This is a genomic window from Flavobacterium endoglycinae (assembly GCF_017352115.1).
Lineage (GTDB): Bacteria > Bacteroidota > Bacteroidia > Flavobacteriales > Flavobacteriaceae > Flavobacterium > Flavobacterium endoglycinae.
Window position 1 is genome coordinate 3,116,164 of sequence record NZ_CP071448.1, and the last position, 25,770, is coordinate 3,141,933.

Consider the following 25,770-nt stretch of genomic DNA (forward strand, 5'->3'; position numbering starts at 1 on the left):
ACTTTAAAGAGTAAACTTGAAACAAATTTTAAATAACTTACATAAGTTAGCCAAAGATAAGCATATCGAAAATAAAAAGTATTTCGATAAGCTTAAAAAGAAACCGCCTAAAAATTTAGATTATGTAATGCAGGACTTACATGATGCTGAATTTAAAAAAACGGATTGCCTCCAATGTGCTAATTGCTGTAAAACGACAGGACCATTATTTACATTAGCAGATATTGAAAGAATCTCAAAATCGTTCAGGCAGAAACCACAGCAATTCATCGATCAATATTTGCGTATTGACGAAGATAAAGATTATGTTCTGAAAAGCGTGCCCTGTACTTTTTTAGATAATGAAAATTATTGTATGATATACGATGTGCGGCCAAAAGCATGCAGAGAATTTCCTCATACAGATCGCAAAAAGTTTTATCAGATTTCAGATTTGACTTTAAAAAATGTTGCAATTTGTCCAGCAGCCTATAATATTGTGGAAGAAATGAAAAAGAAGTTGCCTCTTTAAAAACAAAGAATTTAGTTTTTAAATGTATTTTTGAATACTATATAAATCATACTAAGAACTTATAAAAATTGAATATAGAATATTTTATAGCAAAAAGACTGATAACTGCAAAAGATTACAAAAGCAGTATTTCGGCTCCTATTATAAAAATTGCAATCTCTGCTATCGCAATTGGTATGATTATGATGATTGTTTCGGTGGCAACAGGAATTGGTCTGCAGCAAAAAATACGAGAAAAAGTATCGGCCTTTAATGGGCAGATTATTATTTCTAATTACGATAATAACAATTCGGAAATTACTTTGATTCCTATTTCAAAGAAACAAGACTTTTATCCAAATTTTAAATCTGTTCCAGAAGTAAGCCATATTCAGGCAATCGCAACTAAAGCGGGAATTATAAGAACCGAAAATGCTTTTGAAGGAATTGTATTCAAAGGAGTAGGTACTGATTACAATTGGAATAATATAAAAGAATATTTAGTAGAAGGGAAATTACCAGATTTTTCTAAAAACCTAAATGAAGATGTAATAATCTCAAGATTTCTTGCCGATAGACTTAATTTAAAGTTAGGAGACAGTTTTAATACTTTTTTTATTAAAGAAGAACAAGGGAAATTGCCGAATAGTCGTAGATTTAAAATAGCAGGAATTTTCAGTTCAGGATTTCAAGATTTTGATGCTACTTATATAATAGGAGATATTAGGCATATCCAGCGTATCAATAAATGGAATTCTGATCAAATTGGAGCTTTTGAAGTTTTTGTAAAAGACTTTTCTGAAATTAAAGAAACAGGAAATCAAATCTACGAACAAATCTTATCTAATCTTGATACAAAAACCATAACAGAAAAATACAGTTATATATTCGACTGGTTACAGCTTTTTGATTTTAATATTATCGTCATTCTAGGAATAATGATCTTGGTAGCGACTATTAATATGGTGGTTGCATTATTGGTTTTAATTTTAGAGCGTACTCAAATGATTGGGATTCTAAAAGCCTTAGGAGCGAATAACTGGAAAGTTCGAAAAGTTTTTCTTTATAATGCATTCTATTTAATTATGCGTGGATTGTTTTGGGGGAATCTCATCGGGATCTCATTGCTATTAATTCAACAGCAATTCGGAATCATTCATCTTAATCCCGAAAACTATTATGTAAATCAAGCTCCAGTATATTTAAATTGGGGATATATAATTTTGCTAAACCTATTAACCGTTACGGTTTGTTTTCTGGTCTTATTAATTCCTTCTTATATAATAACAAAGATATCTCCAGTAAAAGCTATTCGCTTCGATTAATCTCAAAATGCTTTACATACTATAATCCCGGCAGGTTTTTAAAACCTGCCGGGTTTGTTTTTTTATACATAATATAATATATGAGTACAGCTTGTCCGGCTGAGCGCAGCGAAGCGATACAGTTTTGGAATTTAAGAATTTTAATTTCGATAAAGATAAGGATTTTATTCCCGCTGTGCGCAGCAGTCTTTTTGGGGCAGACCCCGCCATAAAAAGGATTTCCGCTGCTGCCGGGGCTGGAGATCCAGTTTTTAGAAGAAAGTTTCCGGAAACAGATGTTTTCAAAACCATACTAAAAGAGCGGAAAACGGCTGTAAAGAATAAAAAATCCTCAGAAATGACAATCTAAACGATGGGTAAAATAAGAAAAACACGTCTGAATTCAGAAAAACCCCACAGGAAATTAAAAATAATCAAAATGTAAAAGCACTTCTGCCAGCGGGTTAAGAAAAACATCGAAAAAAGATGGAAAAAATGTAAAAAAAAGTCTTGTAAATGTAAATAAAGGTTCTACTTTTGCACCCGCATCAGCGAAACGCTCTTAGAAATACCGGCAGGCATTTGAATTGGAAGGAAAAGAGATTTTCTTAAAAAAAGATTCGAAAAAGCTTGCGGGAATTGAAAAAGCTTTTTACATTTGCACCCCGCAAAACACGGAAAGTTCATTGAAATACCGGCAGAGAATTTAGGAATAAGGGACGAAAAAAAAGTTTCAAAATTTTTTTAAATTTTTCTTGCAGGTTTTAAAAAGAAGTTTTAGTTTTGCACCCGCTTTGAGAGACAAGCGGAAAAGAAAAGAAAAACGTTCGTAGACATATTGAATTGACAGCCGTTCTGATGAAAATCAGAACAGATAAAATAAGGGTAATAGAATCGGTAAGATTCGAAAAGAACCGATAGTAAGCATCGAATTATAATATAAAAAATATACGATGAAGAGTTTGATCCTGGCTCAGGATGAACGCTAGCGGCAGGCTTAACACATGCAAGTCGAGGGGTAGGGGCTTTCGGGCCTTGAGACCGGCGCACGGGTGCGTAACGCGTATGCAATCTGCCTTCCACAGAGGGATAGCCCAGAGAAATTTGGATTAATACCTCATAGTATTACAGGATGGCATCATCCGGTAATTAAAGTCACAACGGTGGAAGATGAGCATGCGTCCCATTAGCTTGTTGGTAAGGTAACGGCTTACCAAGGCGACGATGGGTAGGGGTCCTGAGAGGGAGATCCCCCACACTGGTACTGAGACACGGACCAGACTCCTACGGGAGGCAGCAGTGAGGAATATTGGTCAATGGGCGCAAGCCTGAACCAGCCATGCCGCGTGCAGGATGACGGTCCTATGGATTGTAAACTGCTTTTGTACGGGAAGAAACACTGATTCGTGAATCAGCCTGACGGTACCGTAAGAATAAGGATCGGCTAACTCCGTGCCAGCAGCCGCGGTAATACGGAGGATCCAAGCGTTATCCGGAATCATTGGGTTTAAAGGGTCTGTAGGCGGTCTTGTAAGTCAGTGGTGAAAGCCCATCGCTCAACGGTGGAACGGCCATTGATACTGCAGGACTTGAATTACCGGGAAGTAACTAGAATATGTAGTGTAGCGGTGAAATGCTTAGATATTACATGGAATACCAATTGCGAAGGCAGGTTACTACCGGTGGATTGACGCTGATGGACGAAAGCGTGGGGAGCGAACAGGATTAGATACCCTGGTAGTCCACGCCGTAAACGATGGATACTAGCTGCTGGGGGCGACTTCAGTGGCTAAGCGAAAGTGATAAGTATCCCACCTGGGGAGTACGAACGCAAGTTTGAAACTCAAAGGAATTGACGGGGGCCCGCACAAGCGGTGGAGCATGTGGTTTAATTCGATGATACGCGAGGAACCTTACCAAGGCTTAAATGCAGACTGACCGGTTTGGAAACAGATCTTTCGCAAGACAGTCTACAAGGTGCTGCATGGTTGTCGTCAGCTCGTGCCGTGAGGTGTCAGGTTAAGTCCTATAACGAGCGCAACCCCTGTTGTTAGTTGCCAGCGAGTCAGGTCGGGAACTCTAACAAGACTGCCAGTGCAAACTGTGAGGAAGGTGGGGATGACGTCAAATCATCACGGCCCTTACGCCTTGGGCTACACACGTGCTACAATGGCCGGTACAGAGAGCAGCCACTGGGCGACCAGGAGCGAATCTATAAAGCCGGTCACAGTTCGGATCGGAGTCTGCAACTCGACTCCGTGAAGCTGGAATCGCTAGTAATCGGATATCAGCCATGATCCGGTGAATACGTTCCCGGGCCTTGTACACACCGCCCGTCAAGCCATGGAAGCTGGGGGTGCCTGAAGTCGGTGACCGCAAGGAGCTGCCTAGGGTAAAACTGGTAACTAGGGCTAAGTCGTAACAAGGTAGCCGTACCGGAAGGTGCGGCTGGAACACCTCCTTTCTAGAGCCTGGGTGTTAGTCAGAGACACGCCCAGGAAATAAGATGCCCGCTTAAGGTTCTGGATCTTAAGATTGTATTACTCTTGCTGTTAATTTAAAAAAATGATAAAAGAATTAAGTAAAACAGAGTCTCGTAGCTCAGCTGGTTAGAGTACTACACTGATAATGTAGGGGTCGGCAGTTCGAGTCTGCCCGGGACTACTTTTTAAGAATTTCCGGTTAAAAAAACCGGGGATTAAGAATTAAAAAGACTGTTGAATGCTTAAGGAAAAGGAAATTTTAGAGGTTGAGGCCTTATGAGAAATAATTCATAACTCATAACTAATAACTCATCACTAAAGAAATGGGGGATTAGCTCAGCTGGCTAGAGCGCCTGCCTTGCACGCAGGAGGCCAACGGTTCGACTCCGTTATTCTCCACGAAACTATCATGAAATGATAGATTAAAGTTCATTGACATATTGGGATAAGAAAATAATAAGAAAGTAGAAAGCGTTTTTTACAGTTTTATTGTAAAAAACAAAAAAAAACGGATCATATTAAATTATGATTTGGTGCAATAAGCAAAATAAGGGCGTATGGGGGATGCCTAGGCTCTCAGAGGCGATGAAGGACGTGATAAGCTGCGAAAAGCTGCGGGGACTGGCACACACAGATTGATCCGCAGGTATCCGAATGGGGCAACCCGCTATATTGAAGATATAGCACACCGATAGGTGGGCAAACCCGCTGAACTGAAACATCTAAGTAGGCGGAGGAGAAGAAAACAAAAGTGATTCCGTAAGTAGTGGCGAGCGAACGCGGAACAGCCCAAACCAGAATTGTTACGGCCTTTCTGGGGTTGTAGGACCATGAGATTTTATGCACAAGGAACCGGAAGCTGCTGGAAAGCGGCGCCGTAGAGGGTGACGGCCCCGTACGGGCAACGAGTGTAATAGATAATGGTATCCTGAGTAGGGCGGGGCACGTGAAACCCTGTCTGAATTCGGCGGGACCATCCGCTAAGGCTAAATACTCCTGAGAGACCGATAGTGAACCAGTACCGTGAGGGAAAGGTGAAAAGAACCGTGAATAACGGAGTGAAATAGATCCTGAAACCATACGCTTACAAGCGGTCGGAGCCCTTTAGTGGGGTGACGGCGTGCCTTTTGCATAATGAGCCTACGAGTTAACGCTGCTGGCGAGGATAAGTGGTTAAGCCATGGATCCGCAGCGAAAGCGAGTCTGAATAGGGCGCTTTAGTCAGTAGTGTTAGACGCGAAACCGTGTGATCTACCCATGGGCAGGTTGAAGCTGTGGTAACACACAGTGGAGGACCGAACCGGTTGACGTTGAAAAGTCTTCGGATGACCTGTGGGTAGGGGTGAAAGGCCAATCAAACTCGGAAATAGCTCGTACTCCCCGAAATGCATTTAGGTGCAGCGTTAGTTATAAAGTTATACAGAGGTAGAGCTACTGATTGGATGCGGGGGCTTCACCGCCTACCAATTCCTGACAAACTCCGAATGCTGTATAATGTTCACTAACAGTGAGGGCTTGGGTGCTAAGGTCCAAGTCCGAGAGGGAAAGAACCCAGACCATCAGCTAAGGTCCCCAAATATATGCTAAGTTGAAAGAACGAGGTTTGTCTGCCCAGACAGCTAGGATGTTGGCTTGGAAGCAGCCATTCATTTAAAGAGTGCGTAACAGCTCACTAGTCGAGCGGACGAGCATGGATAATAATCGGGCATAAGCATATTACCGAAGCTATGGATTTGCAGGCAACTGCAAGTGGTAGGGGAGCATTCTGACAGGGCAGAAGGTATCTCGTAAGGGGTGCTGGACCGGTCAGAAAAGAAAATGTAGGCATAAGTAACGATAATGCGGGCGAGAAACCCGCACACCGAAAAACTAAGGTTTCCACAGCTATGCTAATCAGCTGTGGGTTAGTCTGGTCCTAAGGCGAACCCGAAAGGGACAGTCGATGGCCGACGGGTTAATATTCCCGTACTACTGATTACTGTGATGGGGTGACGGAGTGATGAAAGCGCCGCGGACTGACGGAATAGTTCGTTGAAGTACCTAGCTATAGGTCCTGCAGTCAAATGCGCAGGAACTGGCGAAATACGATAGTACTCGGAGTCTCCGGACAAAGAGATAGTGCGCCTAAGGGCTTCCAAGAAAAACCTCTAAACTTCAGGTAATCAGTACCAGTACCGTAAACCGACACAGGTAGTTGAGGAGAGAATCCTAAGGTGCTCGAGAGATTCATGGCTAAGGAATTAGGCAAAATAGACCTGTAACTTCGGGAGAAAGGTCGCCCCGAGCAATCGGGGCCGCAGTGAAAAGGTCCAGGCGACTGTTTATCAAAAACACAGGGCTCTGCAAAATCGCAAGATGACGTATAGGGCCTGACACCTGCCCGGTGCTGGAAGGTTAAGAGGAGATGTTATCTTCGGAGAAGCATTGAATTGAAGCCCCAGTAAACGGCGGCCGTAACTATAACGGTCCTAAGGTAGCGAAATTCCTTGTCGGGTAAGTTCCGACCTGCACGAATGGTGTAACGATCTGGACACTGTCTCAGCCATGAGCTCGGTGAAATTGTAGTAACGGTGAAGATGCCGTTTACCCGCAGTGGGACGAAAAGACCCTGTGCACCTTTACTATAGCTTAGTATTGACCTTGGATAAATGATGTGTAGGATAGGTTGGAGACTTTGAAGGGGCGTCGCCAGGCGTTCTGGAGTCATTGTTGAAATACAACCCTTTGTTTATCTGAGGCCTAACCCCGCGGTGCGGGGGACAGTGCTTGGTGGGTAGTTTGACTGGGGTGGTCGCCTCCAAAAGAGTAACGGAGGCTTCTAAAGGTTCCCTCAGTACGCTTGGTAACCGTGCGAAGAGTGCAATGGCATAAGGGAGCTTGACTGAGAGACATACAGGTCGATCAGGTACGAAAGTAGAGCATAGTGATCCGGTGGTTCCGCATGGAAGGGCCATCGCTCAAAGGATAAAAGGTACGCCGGGGATAACAGGCTGATCTCCCCCAAGAGCTCATATCGACGGGGGGGTTTGGCACCTCGATGTCGGCTCGTCACATCCTGGGGCTGGAGAAGGTCCCAAGGGTTGGGCTGTTCGCCCATTAAAGTGGCACGCGAGCTGGGTTCAGAACGTCGTGAGACAGTTCGGTCTCTATCTACTGCGGGCGTTAGAAATTTGAGTGGATCTGATTCTAGTACGAGAGGACCGAATTGGACAAACCGCTGGTGTATCTGTTGTCCCGCCAGGGGCACCGCAGAGTAGCTACGTTTGGAAGGGATAAGCGCTGAAAGCATATAAGCGCGAAACCCACCACAAGATGAGATTTCTTTTAAGGATCGTGGAAGATGACCACGTTGATAGGCTATAGATGTAAAGGCAGTAATGTCATAGTCGAGTAGTACTAATAATCCGTAAGCTTATGCACACCCTTTTCCTCCCGGGCAGCCGGGAGGAGAGAACTTTCTAAAATAAGTCTTATTTGTTTCTTTATCCCAGTATGTTAAAATATCAGCCCGTCGCGGGCAGTCTTTAAATCGAAAGATTAAAGTAAAAAGCCGAAAGACTTTTAAACTTTATGACTTCCGGCTTTAGACTAACAGCCTTAAGGTGGTTATTGCGGCGGGGCTCACCTCTTCCCATCCCGAACAGAGAAGTTAAGCCCGCCTGCGCAGATGGTACTGCATATTGTGGGAGAGTATGTCGCCGCCTTTCTTTTTAAAACCCTGTTTTTGTAAAACGGGGTTTTTTATTCTTTTTTGCTTATATAAGCATAAGGTACCTTAGCTCAGATGGTAGAGCAATGGACTGAAAATCCATGTGTCCCTGGTTCGATCCCTGGAGGTACCACTTAATGCTCGGATGGTGAAATTGGTAGACACGCTGGACTTAAAATCCAGTGAACAGCAATGTTCGTGCGGGTTCAAGTCCCGCTCTGAGTACTAAAACTTCAATTGGCTAAAGCTAATTGGAGTTTTTTTTTGGAGCTTATTAAAAAAAATAATATTTTACAGATTATCTTTATAATCTATCTACAGTAAAATATATTTATTTGATATTTTAAATCCTGAGAATCCCAGTTTGATACAATTCTAGAATAAATTCCCAATCTTACCACTTATAATTGTAATATATTGTATCTGTATTACTTCTTCAATAATTATGCTGCTTGATAGTGTAATAGTTTCCAAATACACATTTTTAGAATAATTACATGTCTGCTTATTTCCCTTACAAAAATAAGTCTATTTAGAAAGCCTTGTTTTATAATAAGAGTAAAAATATAAAAACGTAGTATCGTTAAGAATTAGAGATTAAAATCGCAATAGTCTAAATAGTTTTACTTGAAATAAAATAAAATTTTAAGAAAATTCAGCTTGTATTTTTTAACTTAGCTAGCATTCAAAAAAAATTATTTTGTAATTCATAAAACAGCATAGATTATGAGTGAGAGTACACAAAATCCAAAAGTTGATTTTTATTTTGATAAAGCTGGAAAATGGCAGAAAGAATTAGAGCAATTAAGGGTAATTGCTTTAGATTGCCAGCTTACTGAAGAATTGAAATGGGGAACCCCTTGTTATACTTTAGGTGATCGTAATATTCTTTTAATACATGCTTTTAAAGAATATTGCGCTTTTTTATTTTTTAAAGGCGCTTTGTTGAAAGATACAGATGGAATCTTAATTCAGCAATCAGAAAATGTTCAAGCTGCACGGCAGATACGATTTACTAGTTTAGAAGAAATCGTTGATTTAAAAACGATTTTGAAAACTTATATTTATCAAGCTATAGAAGTCGAGAAAGCTGGTTTGAAAGTTGAATTAAAAAAGACTACTGAATTTGCGGTTTCAGAGGAATTTCAAAATAAACTAAATGAAATGCCAGATCTCAAAAAAGCATTTGATGGACTAACTCCTGGTCGGCAGAGAGCTTATCTTCTGCATTTCTCTCAACCTAAACAATCCAAAACTAGAGAGAGTAGAGTTGAAAAGAATATTCCAAATATTTTAAAAGGAAAAGGTTTGAACGATTAAAAGAATAGTTATGAATGAAGATAATAGAAAATTACAAAGTACAACTTTGCTAAAGTTTCCTATTGATTTGGTTTGGGAAGTTTGGACAAATCCAGAGCATATTGCAAATTGGTGGGGGCCAAATGGTTTTACTAATACCATTCATAAAATGGATTTTTTAGAAGATGGTGAGTGGAATTTAACCATGCACGGATCTGATGGAAAAAACTATCCTAATAAAAGTATTTTTAAAGAAATTATTCCGTTTGAAAAAATTGTGTTTGAGCATTTCAATCCGCATTTTATTACTACTGTTTTATTTCAATCTCAAAATTCGGAAACTGTATTAGACTGGTCGCTTTTATTTGATACCGAAGAAATGTTTGATATTGTGGTCAAAGCTCACAAAGCAGATCAAGGACAGAAAGAGAATTTAGAAAAGCTCGAAAAATATTTATCAGAATTAATTTCAAAATAAAGACATACGATTATGAGTGTTCAAAATAAAAAGCTATCACCAGATCAACAAGAATCATTGCTGAGTGTTTTGGAGAAACGTTTCGAAAATAATATGAATCGTCATAAAAATATCAAATGGGATCAAGTGTTGTCTAAGCTTAAAAATAATCCTAAAAAACTTTGGACTCTTGATGAAATGGAGCGCACAGAAGGAGAGCCTGATGTTGTAGCGTATGATGAAAAAACAAATGAATATATTTTTTTCGATTGTTCTGCAGAAAGTCCGAAAGGAAGAAGAAGTCTTTGTTATGATCACGAAGCATTGGAAAAACGCAAAGAAAATAAACCAAAAGACAGCGTCTTAAATTTAGCCTCAGAAATGGGGTTGAAAATTTTAAATGAGGAAGAATATCGAGAATTGCAAAAACTTGGCAAATTCGATACAAAAACGTCAAGCTGGATAGCGACACCCGATACTATTCGTAAACTAGGAGGTGCTATTTTTGCAGATTTCCGTTACGATACTATTTTTATTTATCACAATGGTGCAGAATCGTATTATGCGGCGAGAGGTTTTCGTGGTTCAGTGAGGGTTTAATTTATTAGAAAAATATATGATATTAGCTTTCGATACCTATTATTTTGATAACAAAGCAAAAACAGTCTGCCTTGAATTTTCTGAATACAATCAAAAAGAAAATTTTAAGGTTCATACCGAAATAATCGAAAATGTAGAAGAATATATTCCAGGAGAATTTTACAAAAGAGAACTGCCATGTATAATGAGTGTGTTAAATCAAATAAATCTGGAGAATATAGAAGTTATAATTGTAGACGGATTTGTGTATTTAGATGATGACAAAAAATATGGTTTGGGCGGACATTTATATGAAAAATTAAACAGACAAATTCCGATTATTGGAGTTGCCAAAACCAATTTTGCAAGTATCGAAAAAAATAAAAAAGCTTTGTATAGAGGAGATAGCATAAAACCGTTATACATAACTTCTATAGGAATTGATTTAGAAGAAGCATTTAAAAATATTGAAAGCATGCACGGAGAATTTCGAATGCCAACTTTACTTAAAGAATTGGATCGATTGACGAAAGAAAATTAATTGGTTGTATTCTGATCAATAATAATAAATACAGAAAACTCCATTATTTCTAATGGAGTTTTCTGTATTTAGGAAAGGTTATTTGCCTTTTACTATTTTTTCAAGATATTCAACTTTTTCTTTTTCGGCCTGAACCAAACGTTCGTAAAGTTTTATTTGTTCTTCGTGAGCTTGAATTAGTTTGTCTAAAGGATTGAAAGTACATCCATAATTTACAGCAGAAGAATTATCTACATTATAAGTATTGCCAATAATATTTAAAACAGCTTCCTCTGAAAAATTCTTAATAGCTTCAACCGTTACGCCAAGTGCTTTTGCAATTTCAGCCAATTTTGAGTCATCTATAGTTTCACTATTTTCAATAGCAGAAATTGTTTGCTGACTAGTACCTAAAGCATATGCCAATGCTTCCTGCTTCATATCACGAAGTTCACGAATACGGCTTATTTTTCGCCCTATATGATTTGGTCTTGTTTGTGTGCTCATAATTCAAAGATAATAATTAAGTATAATAAACCGGAATCGTAAAAAACATAATTTAAAATGTAAGTTACAGTGTTCTTTGGGAGCGGTAAACAAAAATACAATTTTTCTGATAAGTATTTTGAGATTGTAGATTTTGTGCTCGATAAAGTTTGTCATTTCGAGGAATGAGAAATCACACGAGAAATTCCGTAAGTATGTCGTCATTCTTTATCGATCCCGAGTGTGATTTCTCATTCCTCGAAATGACAATACTTTGCAGTTATTTGATTGATGTGAAAATATCGAAAAATGGGCATAAAAAAACTCCTTAATTTCTTAAGGAGTTTTTTGTGGGCGATGAGGGGTTCGAACCCCCGACCCCCTCGGTGTAAACGAGGTGCTCTGAACCAGCTGAGCTAATCGCCCTATTTTATTAGGCTTCTATCGTTTGTGATAGCGTGTGCAAATATACGTTTGTTTTCGAGTTCTGCAAAGAAATTTAAACTTTTGTGAGTTTTTGAATATTCTGTTTAGTCCTCTTATTTAAAAGAAAACTCCTTAATTTCTTAAGGAGTTTTTTGTGGGCGATGAGGGGTTCGAACCCCCGACCCCCTCGGTGTAAACGAGGTGCTCTGAACCAGCTGAGCTAATCGCCCTATTTTACTAGGCTGCTATCGTTTGTGATTGCGAGTGCAAATATACGCTAGTTTTTGAGTTCTGCAAAGAAAAATTAAGAAAAGGTAAAACTTTTTTTAAAATAACTTTTATCTATTTGTTTATGAATTTGTTATTAAAACGGTTTTTTGAAATTTCTTTCTTCATGTAGGGTTTTAATTAATCCAAAGGCAGTTCGGCAACTACAAAAGTGCTTCCGCCAACATAAATAAAATCATTTTCTGACGCATTTTTTTTCGCTTCCGCGAAAGCGCTTTCAACCGAATCGTATTTTTCACCTAATAAGTTGAATTTTTCAGCTGCGTTTTTTAAAGTTTCGGCAGGTAAACCTCTCGAAGAATTCGGACTGCAGAAATAATATTGTGCTTCTTTAAGGAATAAAGGCAGGATAGAATCTAAATCTTTATCATTCACAACGCCTAAGACAATATGAAGTTTCTCAAAATTTTCATTCTTCAACTGATTCATCACGACTGTTAATCCATGTTTATTGTGAGCCGTGTCGCAAATAATTTTTGGGTTTTCTCCCAATTGCTGCCATCTGCCTTGCAAACCAGTATTTTTTACAACATTCAATAAACCTTCTTTTAATTGTTCGACCGAAACTTTAAAATTGGTTTGATTATTCAGAATTGAAATCGTCTGCTGCACCGTTTTTTTATTGTGAAACTGATAATCTCCAATTAAATCCGATAAATAAATTTGATCAATTAGGTCCGATGCAAAAGAAATAGGAGCATTGTTTTCTTCGGCTTTAGCCAAAAACACAGGTTTTGTTTCGTCAGTATATTCGCCAATAACAACAGGAACATTTGGTTTGATGATTCCTGCTTTTTCACCTGCAATTGCTTCCAGAGTATTTCCTAAAAACTGAGTATGATCTAAACCAATATTCGTAATTACCGACACTAAAGGTGTTATAATATTTGTCGCGTCTAATCTTCCGCCAAGACCAACTTCTATAATAGCGATGTCTACTTTTTCGGCAGCAAAATAATCAAATGCCAATCCAACCGACATTTCGAAGAAACTCATATCATTCGATTCAAAAAACGATTTGTGTTTCGCGATGAATTCAATTACAAACTCTTCCGAGATTTCTTTACCGTTGATTTTAATTCTTTCTCTAAAATCTTTTAAATGCGGAGAAGTATACAATCCCACTTTATAACCCGCTTCCTGAAGAACCGAAGACAACATATGCGAAGTAGATCCTTTTCCGTTTGTTCCGGCAACGTGAATGCATTTGAGTTCATTTTGCGGATTGTTAAGATGATCCGCCAATATTCTGATATTGGTTAAATCTTCTTTATAGGCAGAAGCACCCTGCAACTGGTACATTGGGAGCTGATTAAACATCCAATTGGTAGTCTCTTGATAGTTCATTTATTTTGGATAAAATGGTTGCTGATTGAAATAAATTTCGATTTTTGTAGTTTAATATTACAGCGAAAATTATCTTTATTGCAAATTTCAAATATTTTTTAGAATTAATTATTAAAAACCAGAATTAATATATGTTTAGTTTTATTCAGTTACAAACAGATACAATCGCAAATGCTTCAAATGCCGTAGTCGAGAAGATTGCACCAGAAACAGAGATTTCGATGTTTGGGTTTATTATGAAAGGGGGAGTTTTCTTAATTCCAATCGCGATTTTATTGTTTTATACTATTTATGTGATTTTTGAACGTTATATGTACATTAACCGCGCCTCAAAAATCGACAGCAGATTAATGCAGGATGTTAGTGAAAAATTACACTCTGGGAATATTGAATTAGCTAGAACAATTGTAGAAAGAAACGATACAGCTGCTGCCAATATTTTAAAAGAAGGAGTTCTCGTAATTGGAAGGCCAATTGCTGAAATTGAATCAAACATGGATCGTGCTGCCGATATCGAAATTGGAGAAATGGAAAAGCATTTAGGTCATCTTGGACTTATTGCTGGTATTGCGCCAACGTTAGGTTTCATTGGAACAATTTCTGGGGTTATTAAAATTTTCTATAGCATTTCGGTTACCGAAAATATTAGCATCGGAAATATTTCTGGAGGTTTGTACGAAAAAATGATTAGTTCAGGTTCTGGATTAATTGTAGGGATTATTGCCTATAGTGCTTACCACCTATTGAATGCAAAGATTGATAATTTTGCTTTGAAAATCCAAAAACAGATTTTAGAATTTGTCAATATAATTCAAAGAGCATAAGCCATGTCTATTAAAAGAAAAAGAAGATTTCACGCCGAAGTTGCGACTTCATCTTTGAGTGATATTATGTTTTTCCTGCTGTTGTTTTTCTTAATTATTTCAACACTGGCGAATCCGAATGTTATCAAAATGACTTTGCCAAAAGCTAAAGCGAATGAAAAAACCAATAAACAACTGATTAGTTTGTCGGTTACAGAAGATAAAAAGTTCTACATTGACAAAGAACAAGTTGATTTTGAAAACCTGGAAACAAGTTTAATGTCAAAAATAGGAACAGATAAAGAACAAACTGTTGTCGTTCGGATTCCGTTTAATCTGCAAGTTCAAGACTTAGTCGATGTTTTGCAAATAGGAGTGAAGAACAACTTAAAATTTGTAATTGCCACAAGTCCGAAGTAAATTATTATTAGGGCGTGACCACAATAAAAAAATGGGCTAATCAGCAAAACGTTGATGCGCCCATTTTTTTGTTGCGGTCGGGCTATCCGTGCTACTTCGGTAGCCAACTCCTATCCCTCACGCAAAGAAAATCAAAAGAACACATCATTTTGTCGTTTCGACCTAAGGAATACCCGAGCAATAGCGAATAGGCGAAGCAAATCATACACGGATTTGATAAATTATAATTTTTAATATTTCAACATAGCCCAAGGTTTCAACCTTGGGTACGCAATGAAATTAACGTTACGGTTTTGCAAAACGTTTCCCGATGTTGAAACCTTGGGCTATGTAGACAATCGACGGAAAAGATTAGAGACAAAAAAAGGCTTTCAGATTTCTGAAAGCCTTTTTTTATAAGAGAAGATTTTAGTGTAGATCTGTGAAATTAGTTTTTTAATCCAAGCTAAAATTATAAATGATTTTTCCAACTTGTTTGGCAGGAGCATCACTATCAGATTCCCATTTAGTATTCATTGCTGCAATTCTTGCTTGGTCTAGTAAACATTTTGCCGTATTTGTAGTTCCTTTAATTCCGGCTGTTGCACTTATCGTTTTTCCGTTTTGGTCAACGCTTACTTCAACCACAACTTTTCCTTCTTCATTACAAGTGTATTTTGGAGCAGGTTTAGAAAGTGCTTTTCTGTTTCCTAAAGAATATCCAGTTCCTCCACCAGAACCGCCGCCGCTTCCAGCTCCGTAACCGCTTCCGGTACCAATACCATTTCCGGTTCCGTTACCGCCACCAGTTCCTCCGCCAGAACCACCGCTTCCGTAATAACCATTAGAGTTTAAGCTTCCGTTCGATTTTCCTTTATTTCCAGAAACTTTATCATCTCCATCACCACCTTTGTTTGAACCTTTTAAAATGCTCGATAAAGCATCGTTTGTTGAGTTTGAAACTTTTGGTTTTTCAGGCACAGGTTTTTGTATGGGTTTCTCAACAGGTACAGGTTTTTTAGGCTTTTCTTTTGTTGGTATAACCACATCATTATCTGTAGTGGTATTTTCCTGAGTGATGATCGATTCTTCTTCAGGAGTCGATTTTGAAGGTATTTGTTTTACATTGTTTTTTACATCCAGAACTTCACTTTTATAATTAGCTCCAGAACCTAAATCGCTGTCTCCAAAGTTGATCGTTACGCCGCCACCGCCACCACCGCCTTCAGCAAGTGCTACGTTATTTTCAGGATTGTATGGAGGCCAAAAACGTATAAAAAACAGCAATGCAATAATTACCACATATATTGCAGTAGTAAATAATAATGATTTCTTTTTATCTGAAGAAATTGAGGAACTCATCGAATTGCGAATTTTGAAATGTATTATTTTAAAAACGTTTAAAAGTAGTAAAAATTGTTTAGAATGAAAGAGAGAATTTAACCGCTAAGTTCGCAAAGGTTTACGCAAGGTTCGCAAAGCGATTTGTTTTTAAATCTCGCAAAGTCGCGAAGTCGCAGAGAAACTTAAAAAAGAAAAACTTTGCGACTTCGCGACTTTGCGAGAAATAAACCAGCGTTTTTTGCGTAAATCTTTGCGTTCCTTGCGGTTTAAAAAAAACGAGCTAAATAATTAGCCCGTTTTAGAAATAAAGTATAAAAAATTATACCAACTGTTTCAAAGCAATTTCAAAAGCAGTTGCGCTTATGTTTGTTTTTGAAGCGCTTAAAGCATGAGCTTTTACGATTGCATTTTTAATTGTTTCTGATGTGTCGTTAAAAATAGCTTCGTCGGTCATTTGAACTTTTTTCTCCATGAAATAAGCAAAAACCCTTGCCATTCCACAGTTTGAAATAAAATCTGGAATCAAACTCACTTTTTGGTCTACTTGTTCCATGATAGAACCGAAGAAAATTTCTTTGTCGGCAAAAGGAACATTTGCACCACATGAAATTACTTCCAATCCGTTTGCAATTAAATTGTCTATTTGAGCTTGAGTTACCAATCTTGAAGCGGCACAAGGTGTAAAAATTTCAGCACCAATTGTCCATATTTTAGAATTGATTTCTTCAAACGGAATCATATTGTTGGCAACTAATTTGTTCCCGTCTTTATTTAAAAACAACGTTTTGATTTCTTCAAAAGAAAAACCATCCTCTTTAATTAATCCACCATCACGATCGATAATTCCAATTACTTTCGCACCCATTTCGGCTAAATAAAAAGCAGCAGCAGATCCCACATTTCCAAATCCTTGCACGATTGCCTTTTTGCCTTGAATGTCTCCACCATAAGTGGCATAAAAATGACGAACGGCTTCGGCAACGCCAAAACCAGTAATCATATCGGCAACTGTATATTTTCTGGTTACATCTGGTGAGAATTTAGGATTTTCAATTACCTTAATTACACCCTGACGCAATTGTCCAATTCGATTAATTTTATCCGCTTCAGTTGGTTTAAAGTGTCCGTTAAAAACACCTTCCTGCGGATGCCAAACACCACATTCCTCTGTCATTGGGATTACTTCATGAATCTCATCAACATTTAAATCTCCACCAGTTCCGTAGTAACTTTTTAATAGTGGCGAAACGGCTTTGTACCAGCGCTGTAAAACTCCTTTTTTACGCGGGTCGTTTGGGTCAAAATTTATTCCAGATTTAGCTCCGCCAATTGCTGGTCCGGAAACTGAAAATTTAACCTCCATCGTTTTGGCCAAAGACAGAACTTCGTTCATATCTAAGCCTTTTCTCATTCTTGTTCCTCCGCCCGCAGCTCCTCCGCGCAGCGAATTAATGACTGTCCATCCCTCTGCTTCAGTTTCAGAGTCTTTCCAGTTGAAAACAATTTCAGGTTCTTTATTTTCAAATTGTTGTAATAAATCTTTCATTTTGTTGTGATATGTTTATTTTGCGTAAATGTATAAAATAGAATAATGCGAATAATGTATTTCGAATCAAATTTTAAGAAAGATAAAATAAAAGCCGAAAACTTGTGGGTTTTCGGCTTTTGATATTTTGAAATCGGGAAGATTATATTCCTAATAAATGCTTTTTTAAAGTTTCGTCAACTGGTTTGTCTGAAAGCCAGATTCCGAATAATGCTTTTTTGAAATCAAATCCCTGAATTTTTCCTTTCAAAACTTCGTTTTTAGAAACATACACGCTTTGATCCAGCGGATTGTACGCCAGAACGAAAACATCTTTTTCTGTAATGGCATCACTTAAATAGCTTTTTAACTGTTCGATACGCGGACGTAATTGCTCAAGATTACTTCCAGCAGATTTTTCGAAACCAGCATTCATGGCTTTAGTTAACTTATTGGAAGAAACCATAGATGACGTGATTTCAATTCTGATCGCCATTTCTGTGTCGCTGTCAATAATAAATTGCGGATCTTGGCTTAGTTGTGATAAATATAAAGCCTGTACATAAACTTCTAACCACATTTTTGATCTTCCGCCTGCTCCGTTAAGCTGTAAAGCTTTATTTTGAAAGTCTATTTTTCTAGGCACAGTCACTCCGTTAACTTCTAAATGAGTTTGAGCAAAAATGCTAGAAACAGGTAGACTTAGAAGCAAAATAAGTAGTAGTAAAATCTTTCTCATGTTCTATCAATTATTTATTTTTTGGGCAAAAATAATGTTAATTTCTCAATATTTTTGATTCTGCTGCAAAGTTTTTTTCTAAATAAAATACTTTATTTTTTAGCTATTACTTTAATAATCAAATTAGTAAGAGTTGTTTTACGTGGATTTGCCTATTTTAGGTTTTGTTTAATCTTTTGCATGAAAAAATAATCACAAAAATTACTTCAAAAGGGTGTTTTACATGTTTTCGATATCTGGAACTTTTTGAAAAATTGCTGCATGATTATAAGTGGTAGAAGCAAAAATCTAAATATTAACGAAAACGTTATCGTTATTGTTGCTGATCTATTAAATTTATATGCATGCATTGTAAATTAGGTATTTAAAAATTATCTTTGAAAGCCTTTCCTTATAGATTGGTTTTTCAAAAAATAAAATAAAAAACCGCATAAACAGTATTTAATTCTGTTTAGAAAAAACAATAAAATAAAAAAACTATGGATTTTAATCTTACCGAAGAACATTTAATGATTCAGCAGGCAGCAAGAGATTTTGCTCAAAATGAATTATTACCGGGAGTTATTGAGCGCGATGAAAAACAAATTTTTCCAGCGGAACAAGTAAAAAAAATGGGTGAACTAGGATTCATGGGAATGATGGTTGATCCAAAATATGGAGGAAGTGGTCTTGATGCCATTTCATACGTAATTGCAATGGAAGAAATTTCGAAAATCGATGCTTCTGCTTCTGTAGTAATGTCGGTAAATAATTCTTTGGTTTGCTGGGGACTTCAGGAATTTGGTACCGAAGAACAAAAACAAAAATACCTTCCGGGATTGGCTTCTGGTCAAATTCACGGTGCTTTTTGTTTGAGCGAGCCAGAAGCAGGAAGTGATGCTACTTCTCAAAAAACAACTGCGGTTGATATGGGAGATCACTACTTAGTAAACGGGACTAAAAACTGGATTACAAACGGAAACACAGCTTCGGTTTATTTGGTAATTGCGCAGACGCATCCAGAATTAAAGCATAAAGGTATCAATGCTTTGATTATGACCAAAGATATGCCGGGATTTTCTATTGGCCCAAAAGAACAAAAAATGGGAATCCGTGGTTCTGATACGCATTCTTTAATGTTTTCTGATGTAAAAGTTCCAAAAGAAAACAGAATTGGAGAAGATGGTTTCGGATTTAAATTTGCCATGAAAACTTTAGCCGGAGGCCGCATCGGTATTGCTTCTCAAGCATTAGGTATTGCTTCTGGAGCTTACGAACTGGCTTTAAAATATTCTAAAGAGCGTAAAGCTTTTGGAACAGAAATCTGCAATCATCAGGCAATTGCTTTCAAATTGGCCGATATGGCTGTAAATATCGAAGCCGCTCGTCATTTATGCATGAAAGCAGCGTGGGATAAAGATCAGCATAAAAGTTATGATGTAAGTGGCGCGATGGCGAAACTTTTTGCTTCGCAAGTGGCTATGGATACAACAGTTGAAGCCGTTCAGATTCATGGAGGAAATGGTTATGTAAAAGAGTATCATGTTGAACGATTAATGCGTGATGCAAAAATTACCCAGATTTACGAAGGAACTTCAGAAATTCAGAAAATTGTAATTTCAAGATCTGTTATTGCAGGATAATTTTCTTTATAGAATATAAAATAGGAACCCTTTCAGCTTTTTTAGTTTTGAAAGGGTTTTTTGATATTTTTTTGTTACTTTTCGCAAAACTTTATTCTTTTTGAATCAAATATTTATAATATGAAAAAACTTTATTTTCTTCTTCCGTTTCTATTTTTAGCTTGCAAATCGAATACTTCAACCGTAAGTGAAAAGTCATCTCATTCAGATTCAAAACCAGTTGTAGTTAATTATAAAGTCGAAGAATCTGAAGTTTCGGATTTCTTAAAATATTTGTCTTCGGATGAATTAGAAGGCCGTGAGACAGGAACAAAAGGAATTGAAAAAGCAGCTGTTTTTTTAGAAGACTTCTTTAAAAAAAATCATATAAAACCGTATTTCAAAACTTACAGAGATACGCTGACTAATTTTAAATCACCTGCTTATAACATTGTTGGTGTTTTGGAAGGAACTGATCCAGTTCTTAAAAATGAATATGTTGTTTTAAGTGCGCATTACGACCACATTGGAGTTGAAAAGAAACAACAACCAGATCAAATTTATAACGGAGCAAATGATGATGCTTCTGGAGTTACTGCTGTTGCACAAATCGCAAAATATTTCAGTAAAACAAAATCGAATAAACGAAGTATTCTTTTTGTGTTTTTTGCAGGAGAAGAAAAAGGGCTTTTAGGATCAAAAAGTATGGCTCCGAAACTGAAAGCGAAAAACTTCAATTTATACACCCAGCTAAATATCGAAATGATCGGCGTTCCTATGAAACGAGATTATTTGGCTTACATCACCGGTTTTGATAAATCGAATATGGCCGAAAAAATAAATGAATATACTGGTAAAAAGACAATTGGATTTCTGCCAAAAGAAGCAGAATATAAATTGTTCTACCGCTCAGATAATTATTCATTTTTTGAAGCTTTTGGAAAACCGTGCCAATCTTTGAGTACTTTTGATTTTGAAAATTTTGATTTTTACCACCACGTTTCAGATGAATTTAAAGTAATGGATATTCCTCATATTACAGCTTTTGTACAGGAATTGCTTCCAGCTGTGACTCGTATCAGCGAATCGCCAACACAGGAAATTACAATGAATAAATAAGAGGCTGTTTTACAGCATTTGATTATTTTTGTGGCATGAAAAATATTATCGTTACAGGAACAAGCAGAGGAATTGGCTATGAATTAGCTTTGAAATTTGCTGAGGCTGGTCATCAGGTTTTGGCCATTTCCAGAAAAATACCAAAAGCGCTTCTAGAACATCAAAATGTAACTTGTTTATCTGTTGATTTGGCAGATGAAACTACTTTGAGTCAGGTTGAAAGTTTTCTTTCTTCAACTTGGAAAAAAGTAGATGCAGTAGTTCATAATGCTGGTGCTTTACTTTTAAAGCCTTTTACAGAAACTACTCAGGCAGATTTTGAAAGCATTTATAAAGTGAATGTTTTTGCGGTTGCGAATTTAACTCGTATTTGTATTCCGTATTTAGAAAAAGGAAGTCATGTAGTAACTATCAGTTCAATAGGTGGTGTTCGCGGAAGTTTAAAATTCGCTGGATTAGCGGCTTATAGTTCCAGTAAAGGTGCTGTAATTACTTTAACCGAATTATTGGCTGAAGAATATAAAGAAAAAGGCATTTCGTTTAACGTTTTGGCTTTAGGTTCTGTTCAAACTGAAATGCTGAATGAAGCTTTCCCAGGATATCAAGCGCCAATTTCTGCCGAAGGAATGGCAACTTATATTTATGATTTTACCTTAAACGGAAATAAATATTTTAACGGAAAGGTTTTAGAAGTTTCTTCTACTAATCCATAGTTAAATTATTAGTTATGAATTATGAGTTATGAGTGAGAGTATTGTGAAAATCAAAAGTTTTGAATTGGCTGTTAGAGGAGTTAATTTTTATAAATGGTTTGTGTCTGAAAAGAAAGAATTCGTAATTAGTAAGCAATTTTTACGTTCTATTACTTCGGTTGGCGCGAATGTAAAAGAAGCAGTTAATGCACAAAGTAAGCCTGATTTTATACATAAATTGTCAATCGCTCAAAAAGAATGCGATGAATCAATGTATTGGCTTGAAATTTTAAAGGAAACAAATTATATTTCTTTGATTGAATTTGATTCAATTCATCAGCAATGCAAAGAAGTTCTAAAGATCATTAGAAGTATTATAATAACGTCAAAGAGAAAACTTATAACTCATAATTCATAACTCATAATTATTTTGAGCGACACTTTAGCTAAATACATTCCCGAGCACGCGGTGAAACCTGTTTTCGATTTGATTGTGGCCAATCAGGTTCACTTGAAAATTGTAAACGAGCGTCAGACACGTCATGGTGATTACAGACGCGGACCAAGTGGGAAACATGAAATTACAGTTAATGCAAGTTTAAATAAGTATCGGTTTTTGATTACGCTTATTCATGAAATTGCACATTTGGTTGCTTTTGAGAAATTTGGGCGAAATATAAAACCGCACGGTAACGAATGGAAATATTCTTTTCAGCGTTTAATGGTTCCGTTTATAAGACCAGAAATATTTCCAAGTCATATTCTGCCACTTTTGGCAAGGCATTTTAAGAATCCTTCTGCAAGTAGCGATACCGATACTACATTATCTTTGGCTTTAAAACAATATGATAAGGACAACGATAAAAATTACATTTTTGAAATTCCGTATGGAAGTGTTTTCCGTATTTCGAATGGAAAGATTTTTAAAAAATTAGCTGTAAGAACGAAACGTTTTGAATGCATCGAAATCAGTTCTGGAAAAACATATCTTTTTAACCCAAATGCAGAAGTGGAACTGATAAATGTTCAATAAAAAATTAAATAATGAATAAAATAATACTGAAAGACAATTTCGAATTTAAGCAAAAAGCAATACTTCTAGTACCAACATTTTTTTTCTTATACTTTTCGTCTGTGGGTTTACAGACATTTTTAAATCACAAAATAGAAGAGCTAAATATTACCTTCTTTATTATGTTGTTTATTTTTTCAATTATTGGAATTTCTTTATTGGCTTTGACATTTTCTAAAGTTGGATTTAAAGTTCTAGATAATGATCTTTATAAGATATTATCTTTTTTAGATTTCAATTTTTATTCCACAAAGATAAATCCAAAAGACAGCAAAATCTTCTCTATTTTATATAAAAAAGCATTTCAGCGAAATGACTACTTAAGTGCTGGAGGAGCAGATGTGAGTTATAACTTTGCTATTCAGGATTTTGTTTTATTAAGTCAAAACCATTTAGAAAAGGAATCAATAATTAGGTTGAATTCAGAAAAACATTCAGATAAATTAAAAATATTTTTAGAGGAATCGGGTAAATTAAAGTACGAAATTTATTCCCCAAATTTTCAATAAAAAATTCCAAATTCCAAAGGTTACGACAATTGGAATTTGGAATTTTTGATATTTGGAATTTAAAAAGACTAGCCTTTCAAATATGCTTCTCTTACTTTCTTGAATAAGTTAGAAGAATAAACAAACTTCACAATGTCTTTATTGTCAGTTCTAAAAATCTCTTCTTTATTTCCCTGCCAAGCTTTTAATCCTTTTTTTAAGAAAACGATATTTTCTCCAATCTCCATTACCGAGTTCATATCGTGCGTATTAATTACGGTTGTGATATTATATTCTCTTGTAATTTCCTGAATCAAATTATCAATTAAAGTAGAAGTATTGGGATCAAGTCCTGAGTTTGGTTCATCACAAAATAAATACTTCGGATTATTTACAATCGCACGTGCAATTGCCACACGTTTCTGCATACCTCCAGAAATTTCAGACGGCAGTTTTTTATGTGCTTCAACTAAGTTTACTCTTTCTAAAACAAAATCTACGCGTTCTTTAATTTGTGCTTTATTATTATTGGTAAACATTTTTAACGGGAAAGCTACATTTTCTTCAACAGTCATCGAGTCAAATAACGCACTACCTTGAAATACCATTCCAATTTCGGTTCTCAATTCACGTTTTTCATCTTTATCTAAATCAGAATAAACTCTTCCGTCAAATTCAATTGTTCCAGAATCGGGTGTGTGAATTCCTAAAAGTGTTTTTAATAAAACGGTTTTTCCAGATCCACTCTGCCCAATAATTAAGTTGGTTTTTCCAGTTTCAAAAACCGTCGAAACGCCTTTTAAGACTTTGCTGTCACCAAATGATTTTTCTATGTTTTTTACTTCGATCATTATCCTAGCAATAATTGGGTTAATATATAATTTAGAAGAATGATACAAACCGATGTCCACACAAATGAAACCGTACTTGCTTTACCAACTTCTAATGCACCACCTTTCATGTAATACCCATGAAAAGATGGAATTGTGGCTAATAACATTGCAAAAATCAAAGTTTTAATAAAAGCATATGTAATGTGAAAAGGAATAAATTCCATTTGAGCTCCTGCAATGAAATCCTGGCTGGTTGAAAATCCGCCGTAAGCAGAAGCAAGCCATCCTCCAAAAATACCTAAGAACATACTAATACAAATTACAAACGGATACATCAATAAGGCTATTATTTTTGGAAAAATAAGATAGTTTAATGAATTTACACCCATAACTTCTAAGGCATCAATTTGCTCGGTTACACGCATGGTTCCGATACTTGAGGTAATGTATGATCCCATTTTTCCGGCCATAATTACCGAAATAAAAGTAGGAGCAAACTCCAAAATTACAGATTGACGTGTAGCAAAACCAATTAAATATTTTGGGATTAACGGATTGGTAAGGTTCAATGCTGTTTGAATAGCCACAACTCCTCCAATGAAAAAAGAGATGAAACAAACAATTCCAAGAGAGTCTATAATAAGGTCGTCAATTTCTTTTAGAATTAGATTTTTCATAACAGGCCATTTGGTCTGTTTATTGAAAATTTCCTTCAGCATTAAAAAATATTTCCCGATTTGGGATAAATAACGGATTAGCATCATAATTTTTAAATATTGGCTAAGTTAAAAAGAAGTTATGAGTTTTGGGTTATGAGTTCTAGTTTTTCGAGTGTTTTACCAATCAAATTAACTTTTCTTTCATTTTTTTCAAACGATAATTTCTAATAAATTTAGCTTGTTCGCGGGTAACCAATAAAGGGGTTTTGGCTTTTTTAGCTTTCCAAAAACCTCTAATATAGTCTAAAAAAAGAAATGGCTTTTTCTTCATCATAGCCAATTTTGCCGAAGCAATTGCTGTGATCCAGAAACCATATCCTAAAGTATAAAAAGCTTCACCTTGTTTGTAACGAGCTGTTTTGTTGTAATTTGCTCCAGTTGGTTTTAGGTGTTTTACGTGTAGAGATTCGTCGGTAACGATTTTCCAATCGTAATATTTACAAAGTAATTCGTCAACCGTATCCCAGCCCATTGCAGGACGTAAACCTCCAATTTGTTGGTAAGTTTCTTTTCGATATGCTTTTAAGGCGCCGCGGATATGATCTTTATCGGTAAGATTTTCTAAAACCCATTCGCCGTTTTTATCAATATAACAAAATCCTCCTGCCATTCCAATTCTTGGATCTGACTCGAAATGTTTAATTATGGTTTCGAAATAGTTTGGAGGAAAAATTAAATCACCATCTATTTTTACAATGATATCGTAATTAGAATCTAAAGTTTCATAGCCTTTTTGAAAAGCCTGAATTACTTTACTTCCCGGCATATGAATCGCATCTGAGTTTTTATTAACAACAGAAATATATGGATTCTCTTTTGCGAAGCTTAAGACAACTTCTTCTGTTTTATCGGTTGAATTATCATTTACAACCACCACTTTTGTTGGCAAAACAGTTTGAGTTACCAAAGATTGCAAAGTAAGACCAATAAGATCTTGCTCGTTGTGTGCGGGTATAACAATATAGTACTTCATAAATCTTCAATTTAAATTCCAATTTTTAAAATCCAAATTCCAATCAAACTGGGTTCAATTGGAATTTGGAATTTT

At 36.4% G+C, this 25,770-nt stretch carries 23 protein-coding genes, 6 tRNA genes and 3 rRNA genes; 22 read left to right on the top strand and 10 right to left on the bottom strand.

The features are described from left to right. Positions 1-16: 16 nt before the first annotated feature. The 14 genes from J0383_RS13605 (at position 17) to J0383_RS13670 (ending at position 10,862) form a co-directional block, all read left to right on the top strand. The gene (locus tag J0383_RS13605) at positions 17-511 is read left to right on the top strand and encodes a YkgJ family cysteine cluster protein (protein WP_207294587.1); all 495 of its coding nucleotides are present in this window, start codon (positions 17-19) and stop codon (positions 509-511) included. A gap of 68 nt (positions 512-579) precedes the next feature. Continuing rightward, complete coding sequence (locus J0383_RS13610; RefSeq protein WP_207294588.1) at positions 580-1,815, top strand: ABC transporter permease; 1,236 nt, start codon at positions 580-582, stop codon at positions 1,813-1,815. Positions 1,816-1,939: 124 nt separating this feature from the next. After that, positions 1,940-2,164: a hypothetical protein gene (locus tag J0383_RS13615; RefSeq protein WP_207294589.1), complete on the top strand. Its 225-nt coding sequence runs from the start codon at positions 1,940-1,942 to the stop codon at positions 2,162-2,164. Between the two features lie 580 nt (positions 2,165-2,744). Next, positions 2,745-4,258 (top strand): 16S ribosomal RNA (locus J0383_RS13620). 126 nt (positions 4,259-4,384) lie between these two features. Then, positions 4,385-4,458: transfer RNA gene (locus J0383_RS13625), tRNA-Ile, on the top strand. A gap of 144 nt (positions 4,459-4,602) precedes the next feature. After that, positions 4,603-4,676 (top strand) — tRNA-Ala (locus tag J0383_RS13630). A 136-nt stretch (positions 4,677-4,812) separates the two neighbouring features. Further along, a 23S ribosomal RNA gene (locus tag J0383_RS13635) occupies positions 4,813-7,697 on the top strand. A 178-nt stretch (positions 7,698-7,875) separates the two neighbouring features. Beyond that, positions 7,876-7,984, top strand: a 5S ribosomal RNA gene (rrf, locus tag J0383_RS13640). The 16S, 23S and 5S rRNA genes sit together here with 4 tRNA genes alongside, the layout of an rRNA operon. Before the next feature lie 62 nt (positions 7,985-8,046). Beyond that, positions 8,047-8,119: transfer RNA gene (locus J0383_RS13645), tRNA-Phe, on the top strand. Between the two features lie 6 nt (positions 8,120-8,125). After that, positions 8,126-8,211, top strand: a tRNA-Leu gene (locus J0383_RS13650). Between the two features lie 501 nt (positions 8,212-8,712). Continuing rightward, entirely contained in the window at positions 8,713-9,306 is a 594-nt protein-coding gene (locus J0383_RS13655; RefSeq protein WP_207294590.1) for a YdeI/OmpD-associated family protein, read from the top strand. 10 nt (positions 9,307-9,316) lie between these two features. Next, complete coding sequence (locus J0383_RS13660) at positions 9,317-9,763, top strand: SRPBCC domain-containing protein (RefSeq protein ID WP_207294591.1); 447 nt, start codon at positions 9,317-9,319, stop codon at positions 9,761-9,763. Between the two features lie 12 nt (positions 9,764-9,775). Further along, positions 9,776-10,342 carry a DUF4256 domain-containing protein gene (locus J0383_RS13665; RefSeq protein WP_207294592.1) on the top strand — a complete coding sequence of 189 codons (567 nt, stop codon included), beginning with the start codon at positions 9,776-9,778 and terminating at the stop codon, positions 10,340-10,342. Positions 10,343-10,358: 16 nt separating this feature from the next. Continuing rightward, entirely contained in the window at positions 10,359-10,862 is a 504-nt protein-coding gene (locus J0383_RS13670; protein WP_207294593.1) for an endonuclease V, read from the top strand. A 78-nt stretch (positions 10,863-10,940) separates the two neighbouring features. Here the strand turns inward: J0383_RS13670 and J0383_RS13675 are convergent, their stop codons facing one another. The 4 genes from J0383_RS13675 to J0383_RS13690 form a co-directional block, all read right to left on the bottom strand. After that, positions 10,941-11,348: a helix-turn-helix domain-containing protein gene (locus J0383_RS13675; RefSeq protein WP_207294594.1), complete on the bottom strand. Its 408-nt coding sequence runs from the start codon at positions 11,346-11,348 to the stop codon at positions 10,941-10,943. A gap of 330 nt (positions 11,349-11,678) precedes the next feature. Beyond that, positions 11,679-11,753: transfer RNA gene (locus J0383_RS13680), tRNA-Val, on the bottom strand. A gap of 155 nt (positions 11,754-11,908) precedes the next feature. Next, positions 11,909-11,983: transfer RNA gene (locus J0383_RS13685), tRNA-Val, on the bottom strand. Between the two features lie 178 nt (positions 11,984-12,161). Next, positions 12,162-13,388, bottom strand: coding sequence for a bifunctional folylpolyglutamate synthase/dihydrofolate synthase (locus J0383_RS13690; RefSeq protein WP_207294595.1), 1,227 nt, complete (start codon positions 13,386-13,388; stop codon positions 12,162-12,164). A 131-nt stretch (positions 13,389-13,519) separates the two neighbouring features. Here J0383_RS13690 and J0383_RS13695 point away from each other — a divergent pair, with 131 nt between their 5' ends. Both J0383_RS13695 and J0383_RS13700 read left to right on the top strand, forming a co-directional pair. Then, complete coding sequence (locus tag J0383_RS13695; RefSeq protein ID WP_207294596.1) at positions 13,520-14,212, top strand: MotA/TolQ/ExbB proton channel family protein; 693 nt, start codon at positions 13,520-13,522, stop codon at positions 14,210-14,212. Positions 14,213-14,215: 3 nt separating this feature from the next. Then, positions 14,216-14,611, top strand: a complete 396-nt coding sequence (locus J0383_RS13700; RefSeq protein ID WP_125723780.1) for an ExbD/TolR family protein — start codon at positions 14,216-14,218, stop codon at positions 14,609-14,611. 435 nt (positions 14,612-15,046) lie between these two features. On the opposite strand, the gene J0383_RS13705 is transcribed toward J0383_RS13700, so the two are convergent. From J0383_RS13705 to J0383_RS13715, 3 genes are all read right to left on the bottom strand, one after another. Next, positions 15,047-15,952 carry an energy transducer TonB gene (locus J0383_RS13705; RefSeq protein WP_207294597.1) on the bottom strand — a complete coding sequence of 302 codons (906 nt, stop codon included), beginning with the start codon at positions 15,950-15,952 and terminating at the stop codon, positions 15,047-15,049. 301 nt (positions 15,953-16,253) lie between these two features. Continuing rightward, positions 16,254-17,480 (bottom strand): Glu/Leu/Phe/Val dehydrogenase, encoded by a 1,227-nt coding sequence (locus tag J0383_RS13710; protein WP_207294598.1) that lies wholly within the window; start codon positions 17,478-17,480, stop codon positions 16,254-16,256. Between the two features lie 142 nt (positions 17,481-17,622). Beyond that, positions 17,623-18,198, bottom strand: a complete 576-nt coding sequence (locus tag J0383_RS13715) for a chalcone isomerase family protein (protein ID WP_207294599.1) — start codon at positions 18,196-18,198, stop codon at positions 17,623-17,625. 479 nt (positions 18,199-18,677) lie between these two features. Here J0383_RS13715 and J0383_RS13720 point away from each other — a divergent pair, with 479 nt between their 5' ends. The 6 genes from J0383_RS13720 (at position 18,678) to J0383_RS13745 (ending at position 23,191) form a co-directional block, all read left to right on the top strand. Further along, positions 18,678-19,820: an acyl-CoA dehydrogenase gene (locus J0383_RS13720; RefSeq protein WP_207294600.1), complete on the top strand. Its 1,143-nt coding sequence runs from the start codon at positions 18,678-18,680 to the stop codon at positions 19,818-19,820. A 120-nt stretch (positions 19,821-19,940) separates the two neighbouring features. Further along, positions 19,941-20,918, top strand: coding sequence for a M20/M25/M40 family metallo-hydrolase (locus tag J0383_RS13725; RefSeq protein ID WP_207294601.1), 978 nt, complete (start codon positions 19,941-19,943; stop codon positions 20,916-20,918). 35 nt (positions 20,919-20,953) lie between these two features. Beyond that, positions 20,954-21,631, top strand: a complete 678-nt coding sequence (locus J0383_RS13730; protein ID WP_207294602.1) for an SDR family NAD(P)-dependent oxidoreductase — start codon at positions 20,954-20,956, stop codon at positions 21,629-21,631. Positions 21,632-21,659: 28 nt separating this feature from the next. Then, positions 21,660-22,028 (top strand): four helix bundle protein, encoded by a 369-nt coding sequence (locus tag J0383_RS13735; RefSeq protein WP_207294603.1) that lies wholly within the window; start codon positions 21,660-21,662, stop codon positions 22,026-22,028. Positions 22,029-22,040: 12 nt separating this feature from the next. Next, the gene (locus J0383_RS13740) at positions 22,041-22,643 is read left to right on the top strand and encodes a SprT-like domain-containing protein (protein ID WP_207294604.1); all 603 of its coding nucleotides are present in this window, start codon (positions 22,041-22,043) and stop codon (positions 22,641-22,643) included. 11 nt (positions 22,644-22,654) lie between these two features. Further along, positions 22,655-23,191 carry a hypothetical protein gene (locus J0383_RS13745; protein WP_207294605.1) on the top strand — a complete coding sequence of 179 codons (537 nt, stop codon included), beginning with the start codon at positions 22,655-22,657 and terminating at the stop codon, positions 23,189-23,191. A gap of 68 nt (positions 23,192-23,259) precedes the next feature. Here J0383_RS13745 and J0383_RS13750 read toward each other — a convergent pair whose 3' ends face one another. The 3 genes from J0383_RS13750 to J0383_RS13760 form a co-directional block, all read right to left on the bottom strand. After that, the gene (locus J0383_RS13750; RefSeq protein WP_207294606.1) at positions 23,260-24,021 is read right to left on the bottom strand and encodes an ABC transporter ATP-binding protein; all 762 of its coding nucleotides are present in this window, start codon (positions 24,019-24,021) and stop codon (positions 23,260-23,262) included. Next, the gene (locus J0383_RS13755; protein WP_207294607.1) at positions 24,021-24,767 is read right to left on the bottom strand and encodes an MlaE family ABC transporter permease; all 747 of its coding nucleotides are present in this window, start codon (positions 24,765-24,767) and stop codon (positions 24,021-24,023) included. The genes J0383_RS13750 and J0383_RS13755 overlap by 1 nt, the downstream gene beginning before the upstream one ends. A 79-nt stretch (positions 24,768-24,846) precedes the next feature. After that, positions 24,847-25,695: a glycosyltransferase gene (locus J0383_RS13760; RefSeq protein ID WP_207294608.1), complete on the bottom strand. Its 849-nt coding sequence runs from the start codon at positions 25,693-25,695 to the stop codon at positions 24,847-24,849. Positions 25,696-25,770: the final 75 nt, after the last annotated feature.

Excerpts from the sequence above, each read along its gene's own strand:
- J0383_RS13655 (WP_207294590.1), top strand. The coding sequence starts at position 8,713 with ATGAGTGAGAGTACACAAAATCCAAAAGTTGATTTTTATTTTGATAAA.
- J0383_RS13660 (WP_207294591.1), top strand. The coding sequence starts at position 9,317 with ATGAATGAAGATAATAGAAAATTACAAAGTACAACTTTGCTAAAGTTT.
- J0383_RS13665 (WP_207294592.1), top strand. The coding sequence starts at position 9,776 with ATGAGTGTTCAAAATAAAAAGCTATCACCAGATCAACAAGAATCATTG.
- J0383_RS13670 (WP_207294593.1), top strand. The coding sequence starts at position 10,359 with ATGATATTAGCTTTCGATACCTATTATTTTGATAACAAAGCAAAAACA.
- J0383_RS13675 (WP_207294594.1), bottom strand. The coding sequence starts at position 11,348 with ATGAGCACACAAACAAGACCAAATCATATAGGGCGAAAAATAAGCCGT.
- J0383_RS13690 (WP_207294595.1), bottom strand. The coding sequence starts at position 13,388 with ATGAACTATCAAGAGACTACCAATTGGATGTTTAATCAGCTCCCAATG.
- J0383_RS13695 (WP_207294596.1), top strand. The coding sequence starts at position 13,520 with ATGTTTAGTTTTATTCAGTTACAAACAGATACAATCGCAAATGCTTCA.
- J0383_RS13700 (WP_125723780.1), top strand. The coding sequence starts at position 14,216 with ATGTCTATTAAAAGAAAAAGAAGATTTCACGCCGAAGTTGCGACTTCA.
- J0383_RS13705 (WP_207294597.1), bottom strand. The coding sequence starts at position 15,952 with ATGAGTTCCTCAATTTCTTCAGATAAAAAGAAATCATTATTATTTACT.
- J0383_RS13710 (WP_207294598.1), bottom strand. The coding sequence starts at position 17,480 with ATGAAAGATTTATTACAACAATTTGAAAATAAAGAACCTGAAATTGTT.
- J0383_RS13715 (WP_207294599.1), bottom strand. The coding sequence starts at position 18,198 with ATGAGAAAGATTTTACTACTACTTATTTTGCTTCTAAGTCTACCTGTT.
- J0383_RS13720 (WP_207294600.1), top strand. The coding sequence starts at position 18,678 with ATGGATTTTAATCTTACCGAAGAACATTTAATGATTCAGCAGGCAGCA.
- J0383_RS13725 (WP_207294601.1), top strand. The coding sequence starts at position 19,941 with ATGAAAAAACTTTATTTTCTTCTTCCGTTTCTATTTTTAGCTTGCAAA.
- J0383_RS13730 (WP_207294602.1), top strand. The coding sequence starts at position 20,954 with ATGAAAAATATTATCGTTACAGGAACAAGCAGAGGAATTGGCTATGAA.
- J0383_RS13735 (WP_207294603.1), top strand. The coding sequence starts at position 21,660 with ATGAGTGAGAGTATTGTGAAAATCAAAAGTTTTGAATTGGCTGTTAGA.
- J0383_RS13745 (WP_207294605.1), top strand. The coding sequence starts at position 22,655 with ATGAATAAAATAATACTGAAAGACAATTTCGAATTTAAGCAAAAAGCA.
- J0383_RS13750 (WP_207294606.1), bottom strand. The coding sequence starts at position 24,021 with ATGATCGAAGTAAAAAACATAGAAAAATCATTTGGTGACAGCAAAGTC.
- J0383_RS13755 (WP_207294607.1), bottom strand. The coding sequence starts at position 24,767 with ATGATGCTAATCCGTTATTTATCCCAAATCGGGAAATATTTTTTAATG.
- J0383_RS13760 (WP_207294608.1), bottom strand. The coding sequence starts at position 25,695 with ATGAAGTACTATATTGTTATACCCGCACACAACGAGCAAGATCTTATT.